The organism is Aeromonas sp. 160P (genome assembly GCF_055193095.1).
This window is the reverse complement of sequence record NZ_JBUXKV010000001.1, coordinates 1,031,164-1,052,500: the sequence shown is the minus strand read 5'-3', so window position 1 is coordinate 1,052,500 and position 21,337 is coordinate 1,031,164. Positions and strand designations below refer to the sequence as shown.

Annotated in this window: 19 protein-coding genes and 3 tRNA genes (1 of these 22 cut by a window edge); 1 reads left to right on the top strand and 21 read right to left on the bottom strand. The window is 54.1% G+C overall.

All coding sequences use genetic code 11. The features are described 5' to 3' along the window. The 21 genes from tuf (ACY8FN_RS05000) to ACY8FN_RS04900 all read right to left on the bottom strand — a co-directional run. Positions 1-355, bottom strand: the 5' portion of a protein-coding gene (gene tuf, locus ACY8FN_RS05000; protein ID WP_463099385.1) for an elongation factor Tu. Its footprint begins 830 nt before the window's first position; the window shows 355 of its 1,185 coding nt (coding positions 1-355); its start codon is at positions 353-355; the stop codon falls past the left edge of the window. A gap of 54 nt (positions 356-409) precedes the next feature. After that, positions 410-2,515, bottom strand: a complete 2,106-nt coding sequence (fusA, locus tag ACY8FN_RS04995) for an elongation factor G (protein ID WP_042019299.1) — start codon at positions 2,513-2,515, stop codon at positions 410-412. Between the two features lie 75 nt (positions 2,516-2,590). After that, positions 2,591-3,061, bottom strand: a complete 471-nt coding sequence (rpsG, locus tag ACY8FN_RS04990; RefSeq protein ID WP_042019301.1) for a 30S ribosomal protein S7 — start codon at positions 3,059-3,061, stop codon at positions 2,591-2,593. Between the two features lie 93 nt (positions 3,062-3,154). After that, entirely contained in the window at positions 3,155-3,529 is a 375-nt protein-coding gene (rpsL, locus tag ACY8FN_RS04985; protein ID WP_005306278.1) for a 30S ribosomal protein S12, read from the bottom strand. Between the two features lie 182 nt (positions 3,530-3,711). Next, the gene (tusB, locus tag ACY8FN_RS04980; protein ID WP_463099384.1) at positions 3,712-3,990 is read right to left on the bottom strand and encodes a sulfurtransferase complex subunit TusB; all 279 of its coding nucleotides are present in this window, start codon (positions 3,988-3,990) and stop codon (positions 3,712-3,714) included. Between the two features lie 7 nt (positions 3,991-3,997). After that, on the bottom strand, positions 3,998-4,357 hold the full coding sequence (gene tusC, locus ACY8FN_RS04975; RefSeq protein ID WP_101326390.1) for a sulfurtransferase complex subunit TusC: 360 nt from the start codon (positions 4,355-4,357) through the stop codon (positions 3,998-4,000). 9 nt (positions 4,358-4,366) lie between these two features. Next, complete coding sequence (tusD, locus tag ACY8FN_RS04970) at positions 4,367-4,759, bottom strand: sulfurtransferase complex subunit TusD (RefSeq protein WP_463099383.1); 393 nt, start codon at positions 4,757-4,759, stop codon at positions 4,367-4,369. A gap of 84 nt (positions 4,760-4,843) precedes the next feature. After that, on the bottom strand, positions 4,844-5,224 hold the full coding sequence (locus ACY8FN_RS04965) for a RidA family protein (protein WP_005339904.1): 381 nt from the start codon (positions 5,222-5,224) through the stop codon (positions 4,844-4,846). Positions 5,225-5,248: 24 nt separating this feature from the next. Next, positions 5,249-5,965: a helix-turn-helix transcriptional regulator gene (locus ACY8FN_RS04960; protein WP_042019310.1), complete on the bottom strand. Its 717-nt coding sequence runs from the start codon at positions 5,963-5,965 to the stop codon at positions 5,249-5,251. A gap of 339 nt (positions 5,966-6,304) precedes the next feature. Then, the gene (rpoC, locus tag ACY8FN_RS04955) at positions 6,305-10,609 is read right to left on the bottom strand and encodes a DNA-directed RNA polymerase subunit beta' (RefSeq protein WP_042019312.1); all 4,305 of its coding nucleotides are present in this window, start codon (positions 10,607-10,609) and stop codon (positions 6,305-6,307) included. Between the two features lie 91 nt (positions 10,610-10,700). After that, positions 10,701-14,729 carry a DNA-directed RNA polymerase subunit beta gene (gene rpoB, locus ACY8FN_RS04950; RefSeq protein WP_082186738.1) on the bottom strand — a complete coding sequence of 1,343 codons (4,029 nt, stop codon included), beginning with the start codon at positions 14,727-14,729 and terminating at the stop codon, positions 10,701-10,703. Positions 14,730-14,953: 224 nt separating this feature from the next. Continuing rightward, complete coding sequence (gene rplL, locus ACY8FN_RS04945) at positions 14,954-15,316, bottom strand: 50S ribosomal protein L7/L12 (protein WP_042019315.1); 363 nt, start codon at positions 15,314-15,316, stop codon at positions 14,954-14,956. Between the two features lie 51 nt (positions 15,317-15,367). After that, complete coding sequence (gene rplJ / locus ACY8FN_RS04940) at positions 15,368-15,868, bottom strand: 50S ribosomal protein L10 (RefSeq protein ID WP_042019317.1); 501 nt, start codon at positions 15,866-15,868, stop codon at positions 15,368-15,370. Between the two features lie 257 nt (positions 15,869-16,125). Beyond that, positions 16,126-16,827: a 50S ribosomal protein L1 gene (gene rplA / locus ACY8FN_RS04935; protein WP_042019318.1), complete on the bottom strand. Its 702-nt coding sequence runs from the start codon at positions 16,825-16,827 to the stop codon at positions 16,126-16,128. A gap of 4 nt (positions 16,828-16,831) precedes the next feature. Then, positions 16,832-17,260, bottom strand: a complete 429-nt coding sequence (rplK, locus tag ACY8FN_RS04930; RefSeq protein WP_042019319.1) for a 50S ribosomal protein L11 — start codon at positions 17,258-17,260, stop codon at positions 16,832-16,834. Positions 17,261-17,395: 135 nt separating this feature from the next. Continuing rightward, the gene (nusG, locus tag ACY8FN_RS04925; protein ID WP_042019321.1) at positions 17,396-17,947 is read right to left on the bottom strand and encodes a transcription termination/antitermination protein NusG; all 552 of its coding nucleotides are present in this window, start codon (positions 17,945-17,947) and stop codon (positions 17,396-17,398) included. A 9-nt stretch (positions 17,948-17,956) separates the two neighbouring features. Beyond that, positions 17,957-18,328 (bottom strand): preprotein translocase subunit SecE, encoded by a 372-nt coding sequence (gene secE / locus ACY8FN_RS04920; protein ID WP_042019322.1) that lies wholly within the window; start codon positions 18,326-18,328, stop codon positions 17,957-17,959. A 60-nt stretch (positions 18,329-18,388) separates the two neighbouring features. Further along, positions 18,389-18,465: transfer RNA gene (locus ACY8FN_RS04915), tRNA-Trp, on the bottom strand. Between the two features lie 53 nt (positions 18,466-18,518). Beyond that, on the bottom strand, positions 18,519-19,703 hold the full coding sequence (gene tuf / locus ACY8FN_RS04910) for an elongation factor Tu (protein WP_068978300.1): 1,185 nt from the start codon (positions 19,701-19,703) through the stop codon (positions 18,519-18,521). Between the two features lie 172 nt (positions 19,704-19,875). Next, positions 19,876-19,950: transfer RNA gene (locus tag ACY8FN_RS04905), tRNA-Gly, on the bottom strand. A 38-nt stretch (positions 19,951-19,988) separates the two neighbouring features. Next, a tRNA-Tyr gene (locus ACY8FN_RS04900) sits at positions 19,989-20,073 on the bottom strand. A 263-nt stretch (positions 20,074-20,336) separates the two neighbouring features. Between ACY8FN_RS04900 and coaA the strand changes: the two genes are divergently transcribed. Continuing rightward, on the top strand, positions 20,337-21,275 hold the full coding sequence (gene coaA, locus ACY8FN_RS04895; protein WP_101323387.1) for a type I pantothenate kinase: 939 nt from the start codon (positions 20,337-20,339) through the stop codon (positions 21,273-21,275). The last annotated feature ends 62 nt before the right edge of the window (positions 21,276-21,337 follow it).

Here is a 21,337-nt window from a genome sequence, read left to right as displayed (position 1 = left end):
GCTCACGAGTCTGCGGCATCGGGCCGTCAGTCGCTGCTACTACCAGAATTGCGCCGTCCATCTGGGCAGCACCGGTGATCATGTTCTTAACGTAGTCGGCGTGGCCCGGGCAATCTACGTGTGCGTAGTGGCGGATCGGGGTGTCGTATTCTACGTGGGAGGTGTTGATGGTGATACCACGCTCACGCTCTTCCGGTGCCTTGTCGATCTGGTCGAAGGCGAAAGCTTTACCACCGTAGTGCTTGGCCAGCACACTGGTGATAGCTGCAGTCAGGGTGGTTTTACCGTGGTCAACGTGGCCGATGGTGCCCACGTTTACGTGCGGTTTGTTACGCTCAAATTTTTCTTTAGACACGACGTAGTCCTTCTAGGTTAAACCCGCCTACCGTCGTAAGCGGGGAATCATAAATTACTTGGATTTGCGCTCTTCGATTACTGCTTGAGCCACGTTAGTCGGGGCATCAGAGTACTTAGCGAATTCCATTGCGTAGGAAGCACGACCTTGGGTAGCGGAACGCAGTGCAGTTGCATAACCGAACATTTCGGCCAGCGGCACCAGAGCACGTACGATCTTGCCGGACGGGCCATCTTCCATACCTTCGATCAGGCCACGACGACGGTTCAGGTCACCGATAACGTCGCCCATGTAATCTTCCGGAGTCTCGACTTCAACCTGCATAACCGGCTCAAGCAGCACTGGCTTGGCTTTCATGTAGCCAGCTTTAAATGCCAGAGATGCAGCGATCTTGAACGCCAGCTCGGAAGAGTCGACATCGTGGTAAGAACCGTAGTGCAGACGAACACCGACATCCATAACCGGATAGCCAGCCAGCGGACCAGATTTGAGCTGCTCACGCAGACCCTTATCAACACCCGGGATGTATTCGCCTGGGATCACGCCGCCTTTGATGTCGTTAACGAACTCGTAGGCTTTACCGGCTTCCAGCGGGTACATGTCGATCACTACGTGACCGTACTGACCGCGACCACCAGACTGCTTGGCGTGCTTACCTTCGATATCCTTGACGGTTTCACGAATGGTTTCACGGTAGGCAACCTGCGGCTTACCAACGTTAGCTTCAACCTTGAACTCGCGACGCATACGGTCAACGATGATGTCCAGGTGCAGCTCGCCCATACCGGCGATGATGGTTTGGCCAGATTCTTCGTCAGTCCATACACGGAAAGACGGATCTTCTTGCGCCAGACGGCCCAGTGCCAGACCCATCTTCTCTTGGTCAGCCTTGGTTTTCGGCTCAACCGCGATAGAAATTACCGGCTCCGGGAATTCCATACGCTCGAGGATGATCGGTGATTTTTCATCACACAGGGTATCACCGGTGGTCACATCTTTCAGACCGATAGCAGCAGCGATGTCGCCAGCGCGTACTTCTTTGATCTCTTCACGCTTGTTGGCGTGCATCTGAACGATACGGCCAAAACGCTCGCGCTTGTCCTTAACGGAGTTCAGCACGGTGTCACCGGAGTTAACAACACCGGAGTAGACGCGGAAGAAGGTCAGGTTACCAACGAACGGGTCGGTAGCAATTTTGAACGCCAGAGCAGAGAACGGCTCGTCATCAGAAGCATGACGCTCGTCTTTGGTCTCGCCGTCCATCTTCAGGCCGTCGATAGCTGCTACGTCGGTCGGTGCCGGCAGATAGTCAACTACGGCATCCAGCATAGCCTGAACGCCTTTGTTCTTGAACGCAGAGCCACAGGTAACCAGGATGATCTCGTTGTTCAGAACGCGCAAACGAAGAGCTTTCTTGATTTCTTCTTCGGTCAGTTCTTCACCGCCGAGGTACTTTTCCATCAAGTCTTCAGATGCTTCAGCAGCTGCTTCAACCAGATTCATGCGCATTTCTTGCGCCTGCTCCAGCAGTTCAGCCGGGATCTCTTCGTAATCGAAGGATACGCCCTGATCAGCTTCGCTCCAGTTGATGGCTTTCATCTTGACCAGGTCAACAACGCCCTTGAAGTTCTCTTCTGCACCGATGTTCAGTTGCAGGGGAACCGGAACGCCTTTCAGACGGGTCTTGATGTGCTCAACGCAGCGCAAATAGTTAGCACCGGTACGGTCCATCTTGTTGACGAACGCGATACGGGGAACTTTGTACTTGTTAGCCTGACGCCATACGGTTTCAGACTGTGGCTGTACGCCACCTACGGCACAGTACACCATTACGGCACCGTCCAGAACACGCATTGAACGCTCTACTTCGATAGTAAAGTCAACGTGGCCCGGGGTGTCGATGATGTTGATACGGTGCGGTTGATACTGTTTACCCATACCGGACCAGAATGCGGTGGTCGCGGCGGAGGTGATGGTAATACCACGCTCCTGTTCCTGTTCCATCCAGTCCATGGTGGCTGCGCCATCGTGAACTTCACCGATTTTGTGACTTACACCGGTGTAAAACAGAACGCGTTCGGTAGTAGTAGTTTTACCGGCGTCAATGTGAGCGGAGATACCGATGTTACGATAACGCTCAATAGGAGTTGTACGAGCCATTGTCATCCTCTTACTAAGGCGCTTCGCCCTAGGTAATGAAAGGCACGCAGAGCCAAGAGGCTCTGCGTAAGCGGATTACCAGCGGAAGTGAGCGAAGGCTTTGTTCGCTTCAGCCATACGGTGAACGTCTTCACGTTTCTTGACAGACGAACCCTTGTTATCAGAGGCATCCAGCAGCTCGCCAGCCAAACGCTGAGCCATTGATTTTTCACCACGTTTACGAGCGGCGTCAACCAACCAGCGCATTGCCAGGGCATTGCGACGGACCGGACGAACTTCTACCGGTACCTGATAGGTTGCACCACCGACACGACGAGATTTAACCTCGACGGACGGACGAATGTTATCCAGAGCTTCTTCGAAGACGGCCAGGTGATCTTTGCCGCTCTTGGTGGCAATGATATCCAGGGCGCCATATACGATGGCTTCGGAAACAGATTTCTTACCGTCAACCATTACTACGTTGACGAATTTAGCCAGCAGCTCTGATCCGAACTTGGGATCTGGCAGGATTTTACGCTGACCAACAACACGACGTCTTGGCATTTCAAATTCTCCGTAACTTCAGGGATTACCCAAAACTAGAAAGTTATCTAACTAGAAACGAATTAACGTTTGGCCTTACTTAACGGAGAACCATTAAGCTTTCGGACGCTTCACGCCATACTTGGAGCGAGCCTGCTTACGGTCTTTAACACCGGCACAGTCCAACGCACCACGAACGGTGTGATAACGAACACCTGGCAAGTCTTTTACACGACCGCCACGGATCAGAACAACAGAGTGCTCTTGCAGGTTGTGACCTTCACCACCGATGTAGGAGGTGACTTCGAAGCCGTTGGTCAGACGTACACGGCACACTTTACGCAGTGCAGAGTTAGGCTTCTTCGGGGTGGTGGTATATACACGGGTGCATACGCCACGCTTCTGAGGGCACGCTTCCAGCGCCGGCACGTTGCTCTTAACAACGAGCTTGATGCGTGGCTTGCGAACCAACTGGTTAATAGTTGCCATCAAGAGGCTCCTGATAATGACTTCATAAACGTGTGGAAAATCCTCCCCGCAGATACGGGGACGCGAAATTTTATGCCCTGTTGTCTGGGGAGTCAAGATTTATACAATTTGCGTCACAAAAGGACAATCTGGATCCGATCACGGCAAGGCTAACATACTGAATTTTAATGAAAACCATATGATCACCCGCCCCAGGTGCGAGGCGAGCCATTTTTCGCGATCAGCGCCACCAGACCCGCCATATCCAGCGCAATGCCGACGCCATGGTGCAGACCACGGGCCTGCAGGTCATCTTGCATCACATAAAGCGGAATGCCCGCCAGTCGTTCACACCACTTGGGGGCCACGGCAGCAATCACCGCATCCTGCATCAGCACCAACTCATCTTCCGGCTGAAGATAGGAGAGCGCCTCCGCCAGTGCCTGACTTTGGAAGGGAGAATTCGATATCAGATGCAACATGGAGACCTCAAAAACTGATGTGAGTCGAACATTGCGCCCAGCGCCGAGCCAATTCATGGCGCGGTAAACTGTCGACGGGGATCAGCAGATCATCCACGGTCACACCACGCTCTGCCAACGAGTCAGCACAAACATAGACCTCTTCGATATCGTAGAGTTCCAGCATTTTGAAGGTGGGAGCGTAGTGGCGCTGCAAAATGGTGGCCGGTTGCTGCTCTTTGAGCAGTTGCAGCACGCCATCCCCAATCAGGAACAGCGCCAGCGAATCAGTCATGGCCGAAGTGGCCAACAGGGCATCCAGCCCTTCCCGGCCGGCGGCATAGCCGTGCGGACCACGACTGCAGATAAAGGCAATTTTCTTGCTCATGGCTATCCCCTAGAACTGAACCAACCGATCGGCGGTGAGCGCCGCCTCGGCCAACTGGCCCAGACCACTCAGGCAAAATGGCGCTTGCAGATTGAAGTGCGCCTGCCCTGCCCCCTTGGCCTCCTGCTCATCGATCACACCGCGCCGCATGGCGGCGGCGACACAGACGTCGATACGGATCCCCTGCTCTTCTGCCAGCTCTCGCCACAGACGCACCAGGTCGGTCTCATCGGACGCGGGCTGATGCAAGCCGTTACCGTTATGGACGCCATCCTGATAGAAGAACAGGTGAGACAAGGTATGCCCTTGCGCCAACAGCGTGCGGGCAAAGCGATAGGCCGTACTGGCCGACTGGGTGCCATAGGCAGGCCCCGTTACCAGGATGGCAAAACTCAAACTCATAGCAGGGCTCCTGTACTGACCCAGTCAATTTTACGCCAAAAATAAAAAAGCCCCTGCCAGGAGGGGCTTTATTCGATGCGTTAATCAGAGATGGGCGATGGCCTCGACCTCGACCAGCACATCTTTCGGCAGGCGGGCTACCTCAACACAAGAGCGGGCTGGTGCCGCATCGCCAAAGTAACGGGCATAGACCTGATTGAAGGCAACGAAGTTGTTCATGTCGCTCAGGAAGCAGGTGGTTTTAACCACCTTGCTGGCATCGGCACCGGCAGCGTGCAACACGGCAACCAGATTCTTCATTACCCGTTCGGCTTGCTCTTCGATACCGCCAGCGACGATCTCCATGGTGGCAGGATCGAGCGGGATCTGCCCGGAGGTGAAGATCATCTCGCCAACCTTGGTAGCCTGAACATAGGGACCAATCGCAGCAGGCGCCTTGTCGGTTGCAATCACTTCTTTAGCCATTCATCTATCCCCTTCTGGAATAAGTTACTCGTTCTCGTCTTCACCCTGCTTGCGCTGTCGGATGTAAAGATAAACGGTATGTTTTGAAATATTGAGTTTATCCGCCACCAGATTGATCGAATCCTTGATGTCGAAAATTCCCTTCTCGAACAGTTGGGTCACAATGAAACGGTTCTTGGCATTGTTAGCCACCGTGGGATCGCGGTTGATCTCGTCGATGGTGTTATCCACCGTCTGGGCAACCAGCTCTTCTACGCTGTTGGCAAAGGTCTCTGGTGACTGGCGCGCCGCCTGCTGGGGCGTCGGAAAAAATTCGGCCACAAATTCATGGAAAGGTGCATTGATGTGCAGGTTGATGCAGATCAGACCGATTACCTGCCGCTCACTGTTTCTGATAGAGATAGTGCTCGACTTCATCAAGGCGCCAGTGCGGCTACGGGCAAAATAACTCTGGGTATAATCCTGGCCCGTGCTCTCGATATCCTTGAGCATCCGCAATGCCAGATCGGTAATGGGCGCCCCCAGGGTGCGTCCGGTATTAAATCCGTTGGCGATCTTGATCACCGACTCATGCAGATTTTCCAGGGAGTGGAGGACCACTTCACAATGCTTGCCGAACAATTCGGCCAAGCCATCGATGAGCCCATCGTATGAGCGCAACAATTCCCTGTCTTCATCTGTAAAAGTGCGGCTGATCAGCTGTTCTTCGGGAAACATCGTTTCCTCGATACCGACAGTCATGTTCTACCCCTGTAATAACCATTCAACTTGCCCGAGTTTTAAATTGCGGGGCAGTAAAGTCAACTTTTTTTGATTTTTTACTCTACAACTTTGCTCTGGATCATCTTGTAAACCGCGCAGTGCCTGCCTTTGCCGAGGAATTGGCCCGCCGCAGAAGAGTTCTATTGTGCAAACAGTCAATTGGGCAAACTGCATCAAGGTATGTTGCACCATCACCTGTCAGGATGACTCTCGGGGCATGGAAGACGAAACGCGAGCAAAAAAAATCCCCAAGCGATGCTTGGGGATTTTTGTATAAGAGACGCCCCAGGAGGCGCTCTTTAAATCGCGGATGACGATTTACTCTTCGTCGAAGCTACCGGCTGCGTTCAGCAGATCCGCCAGGTTCTGTTGAGCTTCATCGGCAGTCACCTGCGGGGTACCAACAGCACGCGCTGCGGCGGCACGCTGGTTGATCCGGCTATGGTGGTAGGCAAAGCCGGTACCAGCCGGGATCAAACGACCCACGATGACGTTCTCTTTCAGGCCACGCAGTTCATCACGCTTGCCACCAACGGCAGCTTCGGTCAGAACACGGGTGGTTTCCTGGAAGGAAGCCGCAGAGATGAAGGACTCGGTGCTCAGAGATGCCTTGGTAATACCCATCAGGATATGACGGAAGGTAGCGGGGGCCTTGCCCTCGGCAACCAGTTTACGGTTGGCAATCTTCACACGAGCAACTTCAACTTGCTCACCTTCGATCAGGTCGGTATCACCAGCGCTCAAGATTTCGCACTTACGCAGCATCTGACGAACGATGACTTCGATGTGCTTGTCGTTGATCTTAACGCCTTGCAGACGGTAAACGTCCTGCACTTCGTTGGCGATGTAGTTGGCGACCGGGCTGATACCGCGCAGACGCAGGATATCGTGAGCAGACTCAGGACCGTCCGCCAGCACTTCACCCTTCTCAACTTTTTCACCTTCGAACACGTTCAGGTTACGCCACTTCGGAATCATCTCCTCGTAGACGCTGCCACCATCAGTCGGGGTGATGACCAGACGGCGCTTGCCCTTGGTCTCTTTCCCGAAGGAGATGGTACCGGAGACCTCGGCCAGAATAGCCGGTTCCTTCGGAATACGTGCTTCGAACAGATCCGCAACGCGCGGCAGACCACCGGTGATGTCCTTGGTACCACTGGATTCTTGCGGGATACGCGCTACCGCGTCACCCACACCCACGTTGGCACCATCTTCCAGGTTAACGATCGCCTTGCCCGGCAAGAAGTACTGGGCGGCTACATCGGTACCCGGAATCATCACATCTTTGCCGTTCAGGTCGACCAGTTTAACGGTCGGACGCATCTCTTTACCGGCACTCGGACGCTCGTTGACATCCAGTACGACGATAGAAGAGAGACCGGTCAGCTCGTCGGTCTGACGAGTGATGGTCACGCCATCGATCATGTGTTCGAACTGCAGACGACCTGCTACTTCGGTGATGATCGGGTGGGTGTGCGGATCCCAGTTGGCAACGGTCTCGCCAGCGTTCACAGCCTGGTTGTCCTTCACTTCCAGCACGGAACCGTAAGGCAGCTTGTGGCTTTCCTTGGTACGGCCCATGTCATCCATGATGGTCAGTTCGGTAGAACGAGAGGTGATAACCAGCTTGTCATCGCTGTTGAGAACGAACTTGGCGTTCTGCAGCTTGATGCTACCGGTGTTCTTGACCTGAATGCTGTTCTCGGCAGCAGCTCGGGATGCAGCACCACCGATGTGGAACGTACGCATCGTCAGCTGGGTACCCGGCTCACCGATGGACTGAGCGGCGATAACACCGACTGCCTCACCTTTGTTTACCAGGTGACCACGGGCCAGATCGCGGCCGTAGCAGCGAGCACAGTTACCGAAGTCAGTTTCACAGGTGATGGCAGAACGCACCTTCACACGGTCAACAGAGTTCTGTTCCAGCAGATCACACAGCTGCTCATCGAGCAGAGTATTGCGCGCTACCAGTACTTCATCTTCAGTACCCGGCTTGATCACGTCGTCGGCAAGCACACGGCCCAGCACGCGCTCACGCAGCGGCTCGACTACGTCGCCACCTTCGATCAGCGGAGTCATCCACAGACCTTCAACGGTGCCGCAATCGTCCTCGGTGATCACCATGTCCTGTGCCACGTCAACCAGACGACGGGTCAGATAACCGGAGTTCGCGGTCTTCAGTGCGGTATCCGCCAGACCCTTACGAGCACCGTGAGTGGAGATAAAGTACTGCAGTACGTTCAGACCTTCGCGGAAGTTCGCGACGATTGGCGTCTCGATGATGGAGCCATCCGGCTTGGCCATCAGGCCACGCATACCGGCCAGCTGACGGATCTGGGCGGCGGAACCACGCGCACCAGAGTCGGCCATCATAAAGATGCTGTTGAACGATGCCTGCTCTTCTTCTTCACCCAGCGAGTTAACATCACGCTCTTTGGACAAGTTCTCCATCATGGCCTTGGAGACGCGCTCGTTGGCGCTGGCCCAGATATCGATAACCTTGTTGTAGCGTTCGCCAGCGGTCACCAGACCAGACAGGAACTGGTCCTGGATCTCGGCAACTTCAGCTTCGGCAGCGGCAATGATGTCTTTCTTGGCATCCGGGATGACCATGTCATCGATACCAACAGAAGCACCAGAAAGCGCTGCATAATGGAAACCGGTATACATCAGCTGGTCAGCGAAGATGACGGTGTCCTTCAGCCCCTGCTTGCGATAGCAGGTGTTCAGCAGACGGGAGATGAGCTTTTTGCCCAGCGCCTTGTTGGATACAGATTTGATCCAGTTCTGCGGATTGGCATCGAGATCAGCCTGCTCAGCTGCGGTCAGCACCTTCGGCTCGTCGATCAGCGCGTATTCCATGCCTTTTGGCAGGATCAGGCTCAGGATCGCACGACCAACGGTGGTGTTCTTCATCTCGGTACGCTCAACCAGTGAATCATCTTCCTGACGGAGATATTCGGTGATACGCACTTTGACGCGAGCGTGCAGATCGGCCAGACCGGCGCGATATACTTTCTCGGCTTCTTTCGGGCCGGCCAGCACCATACCTTCGCCCTTGGCGTTGATACGGGCACGGGTCATGTAGTACAGACCCAAGACCACGTCCTGAGAAGGAACGATGATCGGCTCACCGGAGGCAGGCGACAGGATGTTGTTGGTAGACATCATCAGCGCACGCGCTTCGAGCTGAGCTTCGATCGTCAGCGGTACGTGGACCGCCATCTGGTCACCGTCGAAGTCCGCGTTATAGGCGGCACAAACCAGCGGATGCAGCTGGATCGCTTTACCTTCGATCAGGGTCGGTTCGAATGCCTGGATACCCAGACGGTGCAGGGTTGGTGCACGGTTCAGCAGGACCGGGTGCTCGCGGATCACTTCGTCCAGGATATCCCAAACGACAGCTTCTTCGCGCTCAACCATCTTCTTGGCAGCCTTGATCGTGGTCGCCAGACCGCGAGTTTCCAGCTTGCCATAGATGAACGGCTTGAACAGTTCCAGCGCCATCTTCTTCGGCAGACCGCACTGATGCAGACGCAGAGTCGGACCTACGGTGATAACGGAACGACCAGAGTAGTCGACGCGCTTACCCAGCAGGTTTTGACGGAAACGACCTTGCTTACCCTTGATCATATCGGCCAAGGATTTCAGCGGACGCTTGTTGGAACCGGTGATGGCACGACCACGACGGCCGTTATCCAGCAGCGCATCGACGGACTCTTGCAGCATACGCTTTTCGTTGCGCACGATGATGTCCGGAGCAGCCAGGTCCAGCAGACGCTTCAAGCGGTTGTTACGGTTGATCACGCGACGGTACAGATCGTTCAGATCGGAAGTCGCGAAACGGCCGCCGTCCAGCGGTACCAGCGGACGCAGGTCCGGCGGCAGCACAGGCAGCACTGTCATGATCATCCACTCCGGCTTGTTGCCGGACTGCAGGAATGCTTCCATCAACTTCAGACGCTTGGTGGTCTTCTTGCGCTTGGTCTCGGAGTTGGTCTGATCCAGCTCCTCACGCATAGTCTTGACTTCACCTTCCAGATCGATGGCGCGCAGCAATGCCAGGATTGCTTCGGCACCCATCTTGGCGTCAAATTCGTCGCCCCACTCTTCCAGCGCATCCAGGTACTGCTCTTCAGAGAGCATCTGGCTGCGTTCGAGGTTGGTCATGCCCGGCTCGATTACGACGAAAGATTCGAAGTAGAGCACGCGTTCGATGTCGCGCAGGGTCATGTCCAGCAGCAGGCCGATACGGGATGGCAGCGACTTCAGGAACCAGATGTGGGCAGTCGGGCTGGCCAGCTCGATATGGCCCATACGCTCGCGACGGACCTTGGTCTGAGTCACTTCAACGCCGCACTTCTCACAGATCACACCACGGTGTTTCAGGCGCTTGTACTTGCCGCACAGACACTCGTAGTCCTTCACCGGTCCGAAGATACGGGCACAGAACAGACCATCACGTTCCGGCTTAAAAGTCCGGTAGTTGATGGTCTCAGGCTTTTTGACCTCACCGAATGACCAGGAGCGGATCATGTCAGGAGAGGCCAGACCGATCTTGATACTGTCAAACTCTTCGGTCTTGGTCTGAGCCTTCAAAAACTTGAGTAAGTCTTTCACGTGTTTCCCCTGTCAGGAGTCTAACCTCGGCGCCCCTACTGCCAAAGCAGCGGGGCGCCCACGTCAATTCTCGAACAATAAGAGCGAGCTCTTACTCTTCGTCCAGCTCGATGTTGATACCCAGAGAGCGGATTTCCTTCAACAATACGTTGAAAGATTCGGGCATGCCCGGCTCCATACGGTGGTCGCCATCCACGATGTTCTTATACATCTTGGTACGGCCATTCACATCGTCAGACTTGACGGTCAGCATTTCCTGCAGGGTATATGCCGCACCGTAAGCCTCCAGGGCCCACACTTCCATCTCACCGAAACGCTGACCACCGAACTGTGCCTTACCACCCAGCGGCTGCTGGGTAACCAGGCTGTAAGAACCGGTAGAACGCGCGTGCATCTTGTCGTCAACCAAGTGGTTCAACTTGAGCATGTACATGTAACCAACGGTTACTTTACGCTCGAAGCGGTTACCAGTACGGCCATCGAACAGGTCAATCTGACCGGATTCCGGCAGATCAGCCAGCTTCAGCAGTGCTTTGATTTCGCGCTCTTTGGCACCATCAAACACCGGTGTAGCAACTGGCAGACCATTACGCAGGTTACCCATCAACACACGTACGTCGTGATCAGACAGTTCAGCGATATCGACTTGCTTGGTGTCCTTCTCGCCCAGGTCATAGACCTGCTGCAGGAAGTTACGCATCTCGTGCAGCTCACGCTGCTCTTTGATCATTCGGTCAATCTTCTCGCCGATACCCTTGGCCGCAAGGCCCAGGTGCACTTCGAGGATCTGACCGATGTTCATACGGGATGGTACACCCAGCGGGTTCAGTACGATGTCTACCGGACGGCCAAACTCGTCATGGGGCATATCCTCGACCGGGCAGATCTTGGAGATAACACCCTTGTTACCGTGACGGCCTGCCATCTTGTCACCCGGCTGGATGCGACGCTTGACTGCCAGATAAACCTTGACGATTTTCAGTACGCCCGGCGCCAGATCATCACCCTGGATAATCTTGCGACGCTTGTTCTCGAACTTCTTGTCGAAATCAGCTTTCAGCTCGATGTGCTGTTCAGCGATCTGTTCCAGTTCGGTCTGCTTGCCTTCATCTTCGATGGCCAGTTCAAACCACTTGGAACGATCGAGCTTGTTCAGACGATCTTCGCTGTAACCGGCGGCCAGCAGCAGGTTGCGGGAGCGGCCGAAAATGCCGTCTTCCAGGATCTTGAACTCTTCGGTCAAGTCCTTCTTCGCTTCCTTCAGCTGCATCTCTTCGATTTCTTTGGCGCGCTTGTCTTTTTCCACGCCATCGCGGGTAAAGACTTGCACGTCAACCACGGTACCGTACACACCGTTCGGCACACGCAGGGAGGAGTCCTTCACATCGGAGGCCTTCTCACCGAAGATGGCGCGCAGCAGCTTCTCTTCCGGCGTCAGCTGGGTTTCACCTTTCGGTGTAACCTTACCAACCAGAATGTCGCCGCCCTTCACTTCGGCACCCACGTAGACGATACCGGACTCGTCCAGCTTGGACAGAGCGGCTTCACCCACGTTCGGGATGTCAGCAGTGATCTCTTCCGGACCCAGCTTGGTGTCACGGGAGATACAAGCCAGCTCCTGGATATGGATGGTGGTCAGGCGATCTTCCTGAACAACACGCTCATTCACCAGGATCGAGTCTTCGAAGTTGTAACCGTTCCACGGCATGAACGCGACGCGCATGTTCTGGCCCAGTGCCAGTTCACCCAAGTCGGTGGACGGGCCGTCAGCCAGCACGTCACCAGCCATCACCGGCTCACCCAACATCACGCAAGGACGCTGGTTGATACAGGTGTTCTGGTTAGAACGGGTATATTTGGTCAAGCTGTAGATGTCGATACCGGCTTCGCCAGGCATCAGCTCATCTTCATTAACCTTCAGGACGATACGGGAGGCATCGACATAGTCGATTACGCCGCCACGCTTGGCTACTACGGTTACCCCGGAGTCAACAGCCACAGCGCGTTCCATACCAGTACCTACCAGCGGCTTGTCAGCACGCAGAGTCGGTACAGCCTGACGTTGCATGTTTGAACCCATCAATGCGCGGTTGGCGTCATCGTGTTCCAGGAACGGGATCAGAGCTGCTGCCACAGATACGATCTGCTGCGGGCTCACGTCCATATACTGGATCTGGTCGGCGTTCATAAAGGTGGATTCACCTTTGTGACGGCACGGGATCAATTCATCTTTCAGACGGCCATCTTCGGTGGTCGCGGCGTTAGCCTGTGCGATCACGTACTTGCCTTCTTCAATAGCAGACAGGTAGTCCACTTCGTCGGTGATCACACCGTCAATGACCTTACGGTACGGCGTCTCGAGGAAACCATACTCGTTGGTACGAGAGTACACGGACAGAGAGTTGATCAGACCGATGTTCGGGCCTTCAGGAGTCTCGATAGGGCACAGACGACCGTAGTGGGTCGGGTGTACGTCTCGGACTTCAAAGCCGGCACGCTCACGAGTCAAACCGCCCGGGCCCAGCGCAGAAATACGGCGCTTGTGGGTCACTTCGGAGAGCGGGTTGTTCTGGTCCATAAACTGAGACAGCTGGCTGGAACCAAAGAACTCTTTGACTGCGGCGGAGATCGGCTTGGCGTTGATCAGATCCTGCGGCATCAGGGTGTCCAGGTCGCCCAAGGAGAGACGCTCCTTGACCGCACGCTCAACACGCACCAAACCGACACGGAACTGGTTTTCAGCCATTTCACCGACAGAACGGATACGACGGTTACCCAAGTGGTCGATATCGTCCACTTCGTCGTTGCCGTTACGGATGTCGATCAGACGCTTCATGACTTCGACGATGTCGTCTTTGGTCAGTACGCCAACACCAGTCTCGACTTCACGACCCAGACGGCGGTTGAACTTCATCCGACCTACGGTAGACAGGTCGTAACGCTCAGGAGAGAAGAACAGGTTTTCGAACAACTGTTCTGCTGCTTCACGGGTCGGCGGCTCACCTGGACGCATCATGCGATAGATTTCGACCAGCGCTTCCAAACGGTTGGAGCTGGAGTCGACACGCAGGGTCTCGGAGATATAAGCACCGTGATCCAGTTCGTTGGTGAACAGAACCTCGAAGTGCTTGAAGCCGGCTTGGGAAAGGTTAGCAATCGCTTCCAGGCTCAATGCCTGGTTGGCGGTCGCGACCACATCACCAGTTTGCGGATGTGCGTAGTCCTTGGCTGCAACTTTGCCAACAACATACTCAACCGGTACCTCAATCTGGGTAACGGCATCTTTTTCCAACTGACGAATGTGACGCGCAGTGACACGACGACCGGTCTCAACCACCACGGCGCCATTGGCCACGATGTCAAAGGTCGCTGTTTCGCCACGCAAACGCTCAGGCACCAAATCCATCATCAACTTGCCATCTTTTACTTCAAAACCGATGGTCTCGAAGAAGGTGGCCAGGATCTGTTCGGAAGTGAAATCCAGGGCGCGCAACATAATGGATGCTGGCAATTTACGACGACGGTCGATACGGACAAACAGGTTGTCTTTTGCATCGAACTCGAAGTCCAGCCAGGAACCACGGTAGGGAATAACGCGGGCGTTATACAGTACCTTACCGGATGAATGAGTTTTGCCTTTATCGTGGTCGAAGAAGACGCCCGGGCTGCGGTGCAGCTGGGAGACGATTACCCGTTCGGTACCGTTGATAACAAAGGTGCCGTTCTCGGTCATGAGCGGAATTTCGCCCATGTACACTTCTTGTTCCTTGATGTCTTTGACGGTGCCGGCAGCTGCTTCTCGGTCGTATAGAACCATACGAAGCTTGACACGCAGCGGCGCGGAGTAGGTCACTCCACGGATCTGGCATTCTTTTACGTCAAATACCGGCTCACCCAGGCGATAGCTGACGTATTGAAGCTCAGCACTACCGGAGTAACTGGTGATCGGGAAAACGCTTCGGAAAGCGGCCTCTAGGCCATATTCACCTTCCGGGTCGGCCTCGATGAACTGCTTGAAGGAGTCCAGCTGGATGGACAACAGATAAGGCGTGTCCAGTACCTGGTCTCGCTTACCGAAGTCCTTACGAATGCGTTTTTTTTCGGTATAAGAGTAAACCATAGGGTTCCTCAGCTCGCTGATAAGTGACCCACTCTGTCCCGCGGGACAGCTCTGTCTCAACACCGTTTTGTGTTGACCCGGACGAATGGAAACGGTCCGGATTGCTGGTGCACCGAGAGTCGTAAACGGTGTGAAATGCTCTCAGTCTACAGCGCAAAAAGGCTGGTGAACAAATATTCACCAGCCCTAGCCTGTTTTATCAGGCTAATCTACATAAATGCAGATTATTTGATCTCAACAGAAGCACCAGCTTCTTCAAGCTGCTTCTTCAGAGCTTCAGCTTCATCTTTGGAGATGGCTTCTTTCAGGTTGGTCGGTGCAGCTTCTACCAGGTCCTTGGCTTCTTTCAGGCCCAGGCCGGTGGCAGCACGTACAGCTTTGATAACGGCAACTTTGTTGGCGCCAGCAGCGGTCAGTACTACGTCGAACTCGGTCTTCTCTTCTACTGCTTCAGCAGCCGGACCGGCAGCAACAGCAACAGCGGCAGAAACACCGAACTTCTCTTCCATAGCTTCGATCAGCTCAACAACTTCCATTACAGACATGGAAGCAACGGCTTCGATGATTTGGTCTTTAGTGATAGACATGACAAAAATTCCTGATGTTGAATAAACTCAAACAGCCTAAATAGGCGAGAATCAAGCAGCAGCTTGTTTCTGATCACGCACAGCAGCGATGGTACGAACCAGCTTGCCAGCAGAGGCTTCTTTCATAGTCGCCATCAACTTCGCAATTGCTTCGTTGTAGGTCGGCAGCGTGGCCAGACGATCAATTTGTGCTGCGGCGATAAACTCACCGTTAAAAGCGCCAGCCTTGATTTCGAACTTAGGGTTCGCTTTGGCAAAATCTTTGAACAGACGAGCAGCAGCGCCCGGGTGTTCGTTAGAGAATGCAATCAAGGTAGGACCAGTCAATACGTCGTTCAGGCACGCGTAATCGGTGCCTTCAACTGCACGACGCAGCAGGGTGTTACGCACTACGCGCATATACACACCGGCTTCGCGAGCGGTTTTACGCAGGACGGTCATCTTATCAACAGTAACACCGCGAGTATCGGCGATTACTGCAGACAGAGCGCCTTTGGCAGCTTCGTTGACTTCAGCAACAATTGCCTTTTTGTCTTCGAGTCCCAATGCCATTGGCATAACTCCTGGATTGAATCTGAGTCTCATGACTCAGTACTGACACATCCCCCCTACCTTTACAACAGAGGGGAACGATGCGGTAGCAGGATTCCAGAAGAGAAAGAATCTTTCTCGCTGGGTTTCCGGCACCGTCTACGCAGGAAAAATTAAGGCGTTTAACGCCACCTGCGGTCTTGGACGGAGGTCGAAACCCCCAACCAATCAAGGCGCAAAATTATAGATTAAATTTTGCGCCTTGTAAAATCCATCAATTAGATCTTAGCTTCCAGAGTCGCTTGATCTACAGCAACACCGGCACCCATGGTGGTGGAGATGCTGACTTTCTTGATGAATACACCTTTGGCGGAAGAAGGTTTGCCTTTTTTCAGGGCAACCAGCAGAGCTTCCAAGTTTTCTTTCAGCTGACTTTCGTTGAAAGAAACCTTACCCAGAGTGGTATGGATGATACCATTCTTGTCATTACGGTAACGAACCTGACCAGCTTTAGCGTTCTTGACCGCTTCAGCAACGTTAGGAGTTACAGTACCAACTTTCGGGTTCGGCATCAGGCCGCGCGGGCCCAGGATCTGACCCAGTTGACCAACAACACGCATTGCATCCGGGGATGCGATAACGACGTCGAAGTTCATCTCGCCTTTCTTAACCAGATCGGCCAGGTCTTCCATACCTACCAGCTCAGCACCGGCTGCTTTAGCAGCTTCGGCGTTGGCGCCTTGGGTAAATACGGCAACGCGTACATCACGACCGGTACCGTGCGGCAGTACAGTAGCACCACGTACGTTCTGGTCAGATTTACGAGCGTCGATACCCAGGTTGACAGCAACGTCAACGCTTTCAACGAACTTGGCAGTAGCCAGTTCTTTCAGCAGGGCAATGGCTTCGTTGATGGAGTACTCTTTGGTACCGTCAACTTTTTCGCGAATAACGCGCATACGCTTGGAAAGTTTTGCCATTGTCTTAATCCTCCACTACCAGACCCATGGAACGAGCGGAGCCTGCGATGCAACGTACTTTTGCATCCAGATCGGCACCGGTCATATCCGGCTCTTTGGTCTTGGCGATTTCTTGCAGCTGGGCTACGGTCACCTTACCAACCTTGTCTTTGTTCGGCTTGGCAGAACCAGACTTGATACCGGCAACTTTCTTCAGCAGGAAGGAAGCAGGCGGAGTCTTGGTTTCGAAGGTGAAGGAACGGTCGCTGTAAACGGTGATCACGACCGGAGTCGGTGAACCTTTTTCCAGCTTCTCTGTACGAGCGTTAAACGCCTTACAGAATTCCATGATGTTCACACCGTGCTGACCCAGAGCAGGACCAACGGGAGGGCTGGGGTTAGCACTGCCAGCCTTAACTTGCAGCTTGATATAAGCTGTGACTTTCTTAGCCATTAGAAAAATACCTCAGATATGGGTTCTAGCGCCTCGGAGACATGCTCCTGCAAACGGCTCCCCAACTAAATAAAGGGGCAGCGAATTATAGAGATATTCGCTGCCCCTGACAACAGTTGAACGTACGAAATTCAATCAGCCCTTTTCGACCTGACCAAAATCCAGCTCAACAGGAGTAGAACGACCGAAGATCAGTACAGAAACCTTCACGCGGCTCTTCTCATAATCCACCTCTTCAACGGTACCGTTGAAGTCAGCAAACGGACCATCAGCAACCCGCACCATTTCACCCGGTTCAAACAGGGTTTTCGGACGCGGCTTGTCTTGGGCATCCTGCAGACGGTTGAGGATAGCATCGGCCTCTTTATCAGAGATCGGTGCCGGACGGTCAGAAGTACCGCCAATGAAGCCCATTACACGGGGTACATTACGTACCAGGTGCCAAGTGGTTTCATCCATCAACATCTGGACCAGGACATAACCCGGGAAAAATTTGCGCTCACTCTTGCGCTTCTGGCCAGCACGCATCTCGACCACTTCTTCAGTCGGGACCAGTACTTCACCGAACATGTCTTCCATGCCATGCATCTTGATATGTTCACGCAGGGATTTAGCTACACGGCCTTCATAGCCGGAGAATGCCTGCACGACATACCATCTCATACGTTGTTCACGTTGTTCAGTCATGGCTTATCCTTACACACCGGTAATCAGGTTGACCAACCATACCAAGGCACCGTCCAGCACGAACAGCAACAAACCCATCACGGCGGTCACCGCCAGCACAATCAGGGTTGTCTGAATGGCTTCCTGACGGGTTGGCCATACGACCTTGCGGACTTCCAGGCGAGACTCACGGGCAAATGCCAGTGTGTTCTTTCCCTTGGTGGTTTGCAGGGCTACTGCACCAGCAGCAGCAATGACAACGACCACACCCAGGGCGCGGACGGCAGCGATGACATCGTTGAGCAGGTAATTACCCACTACAGCGGCCGCCAGGATAATGAAAACCAGGCCCCACAGCAGGGTATCCTTGCTTCCGCCCTGGCTCTCAGAACTAACACTCATACAACCCACCTGTATCTGACGTAACCTAAGACACAAAAGCCCCGTACGAGACGAGGTATATGGCAGGGGTGGCAGGACTCGAACCCGCAACCATCGGTTTTGGAGACCGCTGTTCTACCAATTCGAACTACACCCCTACATAAGAAAGCCCCTATTATAGGGGCTTTGCTTTATTTATGTAAGCCAAAGATTAGGCGATTACGCTAGCTACAACACCAGCACCTACGGTACGGCCACCTTCACGGATAGCGAAACGCAGGCCGTCGTCCATCGCGATCGGCGCAATCAGGGTAACAACCATTTTGATGTTGTCGCCTGGCATTACCATCTCTACGCCTTCCGGCAGTTCGATGGTACCGGTCACGTCGGTAGTACGGAAGTAGAACTGCGGACGGTAGCCTTTGAAGAACGGGGTATGACGACCACCTTCTTCTTTGGACAGTACGTACACTTCAGATTCAAACTTGGTGTGTGGCTTGATTGAGCCCGGCTTGGCCAGTACCTGACCACGCTCTACGTCTTCACGCTTCACGCCACGCAGCAGTGCACCAACGTTCTCGCCTGCACGACCTTCGTCCAGCAGCTTACGGAACATCTCTACACCGGTACAGGTAGTGGTCACGGTATCTTTGATACCAACGATTTCTACAGACTCACCAACTTTAACGATACCGCGCTCTACACGACCGGTAACAACAGTACCACGGCCAGCGATAGAGAATACGTCTTCGATAGGCATCAGGAACGGCAGGTCAATTGCACGCTCCGGCTCTGGGATGTAGGTATCCAGGTGGCCAGCCAGCTCGATGATCTTCTCTTCCCACTGAGCTTCGCCTTCCAGCGCTTTCAGCGCGGAACCACGTACTACCGGCAGGTCATCACCCGGGAAGTCATATTCAGTCAGCAGTTCACGAACTTCCATCTCGACCAGTTCGAGCAGCTCTTCGTCATCTACCATGTCGCACTTGTTCATGAACACGATCATGTACGGGATACCAACCTGGCGACCCAGCAGGATGTGCTCACGAGTCTGCGGCATCGGGCCGTCAGTCGCTGCTACTACCAGAATTGCGCCGTCCATCTGGGCAGCACCGGTGATCATGTTCTTAACGTAGTCGGCGTGGCCCGGGCAATCTACGTGTGCGTAGTGGCGGATCGGGGTGTCGTATTCTACGTGGGAGGTGTTGATGGTGATACCACGCTCACGCTCTTCCGGTGCCTTGTCGATCTGGTCGAAGGCGAAAGCTTTACCACCGTAGGCCTTGGCCAGTACGCTGGTGATAGCTGCAGTCAGGGTGGTTTTACCGTGGTCAACGTGGCCGATGGTACCCACGTTTACGTGCGGTTTGTTACGCTCAAATTTTTCTTTAGACATGATCGTCCCTCTAAACTAACGCTGAGTACGCGGTGGCAAGCTAACCACAGAACAGTTGATAAGATGGGTTTGAATCTGATGAGGAAGAGAGACTGGAGCTGACAGGCAGATTCGACTGCCGACCTCACCCGCAGGCGTGGTCAATGATATCGTTTGAGCCATATCAGCATCTTGGAGCGGGCAGCGGGAATCGAACCCGCATCATCAGCTTGGAAGGCTGAGGTAATAGCCATTATACGATGCCCGCATTTCTCTAACCCAAAGAACTCAAACCGCAGAGAAATATGGTGGAGGGAGAAGGATTCGAACCTTCGAAGGCAGAGCCGTCAGATTTACAGTCTGATCCCTTTGGCCACTCGGGAACCCCTCCAGATGCCAGATTGTCACAACGGTAATTCTGCTTGCACCCGTTGTTTTTATCGCTTTTGCAGGGCAAATAGACGACAGACATTCAAGCGTCGCGCATTTTATTGTAAGGATTTGGGGGATGCAACCACTGAGCTGGGCAAAATATGCTTTATTGCCGGGAAAATAACAAAAAAATGGCGGCAACCCCGCCAATCCTGCCACGTCCCTTGTCGCTCCCCCCCCCTTGGTGTATGGTCGCCGTGCCCAAGAAACAGTGATGACACCATGACGAAAGAGCATAACCCCTATCTGCAATTTACCCGTGAACAATGGGCGTTATTGCGCGATTCGGTTCCCCTGACCCTGACCGAACACGATCTGCAGACCCTGCGCGGGATCAACGAGAAGGTGTCATTGCGGGAAGTGGAAGAGATCTACCTGCCCCTCTCCCGCCTGCTCAATCTCTATGTCAAAGCCAAACAGCGCCGCAGTCGGGTGCTGGAACAGTTCCTCGGCCAGTCCCGTGGCAAGGGCACCTATATCATCAGCATTGCCGGTAGCGTGGCGGGGGGCAAAAGCACCACAGCCCGCATCTTGCAGGCCCTGCTGGAGCGCTGGCCAGAGCATCCAAGGGTGGAGCTGGTGACCACCGATGGTTTCCTCTATCCCAACCATGTGCTGGAAGCGCGCGGTCTGATGCGCCGCAAGGGGTTCCCGGAGTCCTATGACATCCGTCATCTGGTGGAGTTTGTCACCGACCTGCGCGCCGGTCACGAGAAGGTCGAGGCACCGGTTTACTCTCACCTGATCTACGACATCATTCCCGATGAGAAGAAGGTGGTGGAGCAGCCGGATATCCTGATCCTGGAGGGGTTGAACGTGCTGCAAAGTGGCATGGATTACCCCCAAGAGCCCCATCGGGTCTTTGTGTCAGATTTTGTCGACTTCTCCATCTATGTCGATGCCGAAGCCGAACTGCTGCGCACCTGGTATATCGAACGATTCCTCAAGTTCCGCAGCGGCGCATTCTCGGATCCCGACTCTTACTTTCATCACTATGCCAAGCTGGCCGAAAGTGAGGCAACCCAGATCGCCAACAACCTCTGGAAAGATATCAACTACCTGAACTTGCAGGAAAATATCCTGCCAACCCGCGAGCGTGCCAACCTGATCCTGACCAAGGGACAAGAGCACGCCATCGAGCAGATCAAACTGCGCAAATGATGACAGGGTTTGCCGGATAACAAAGAGGGGGCCCGCAGGCCCCCTCTTCCATTTACCGTCAT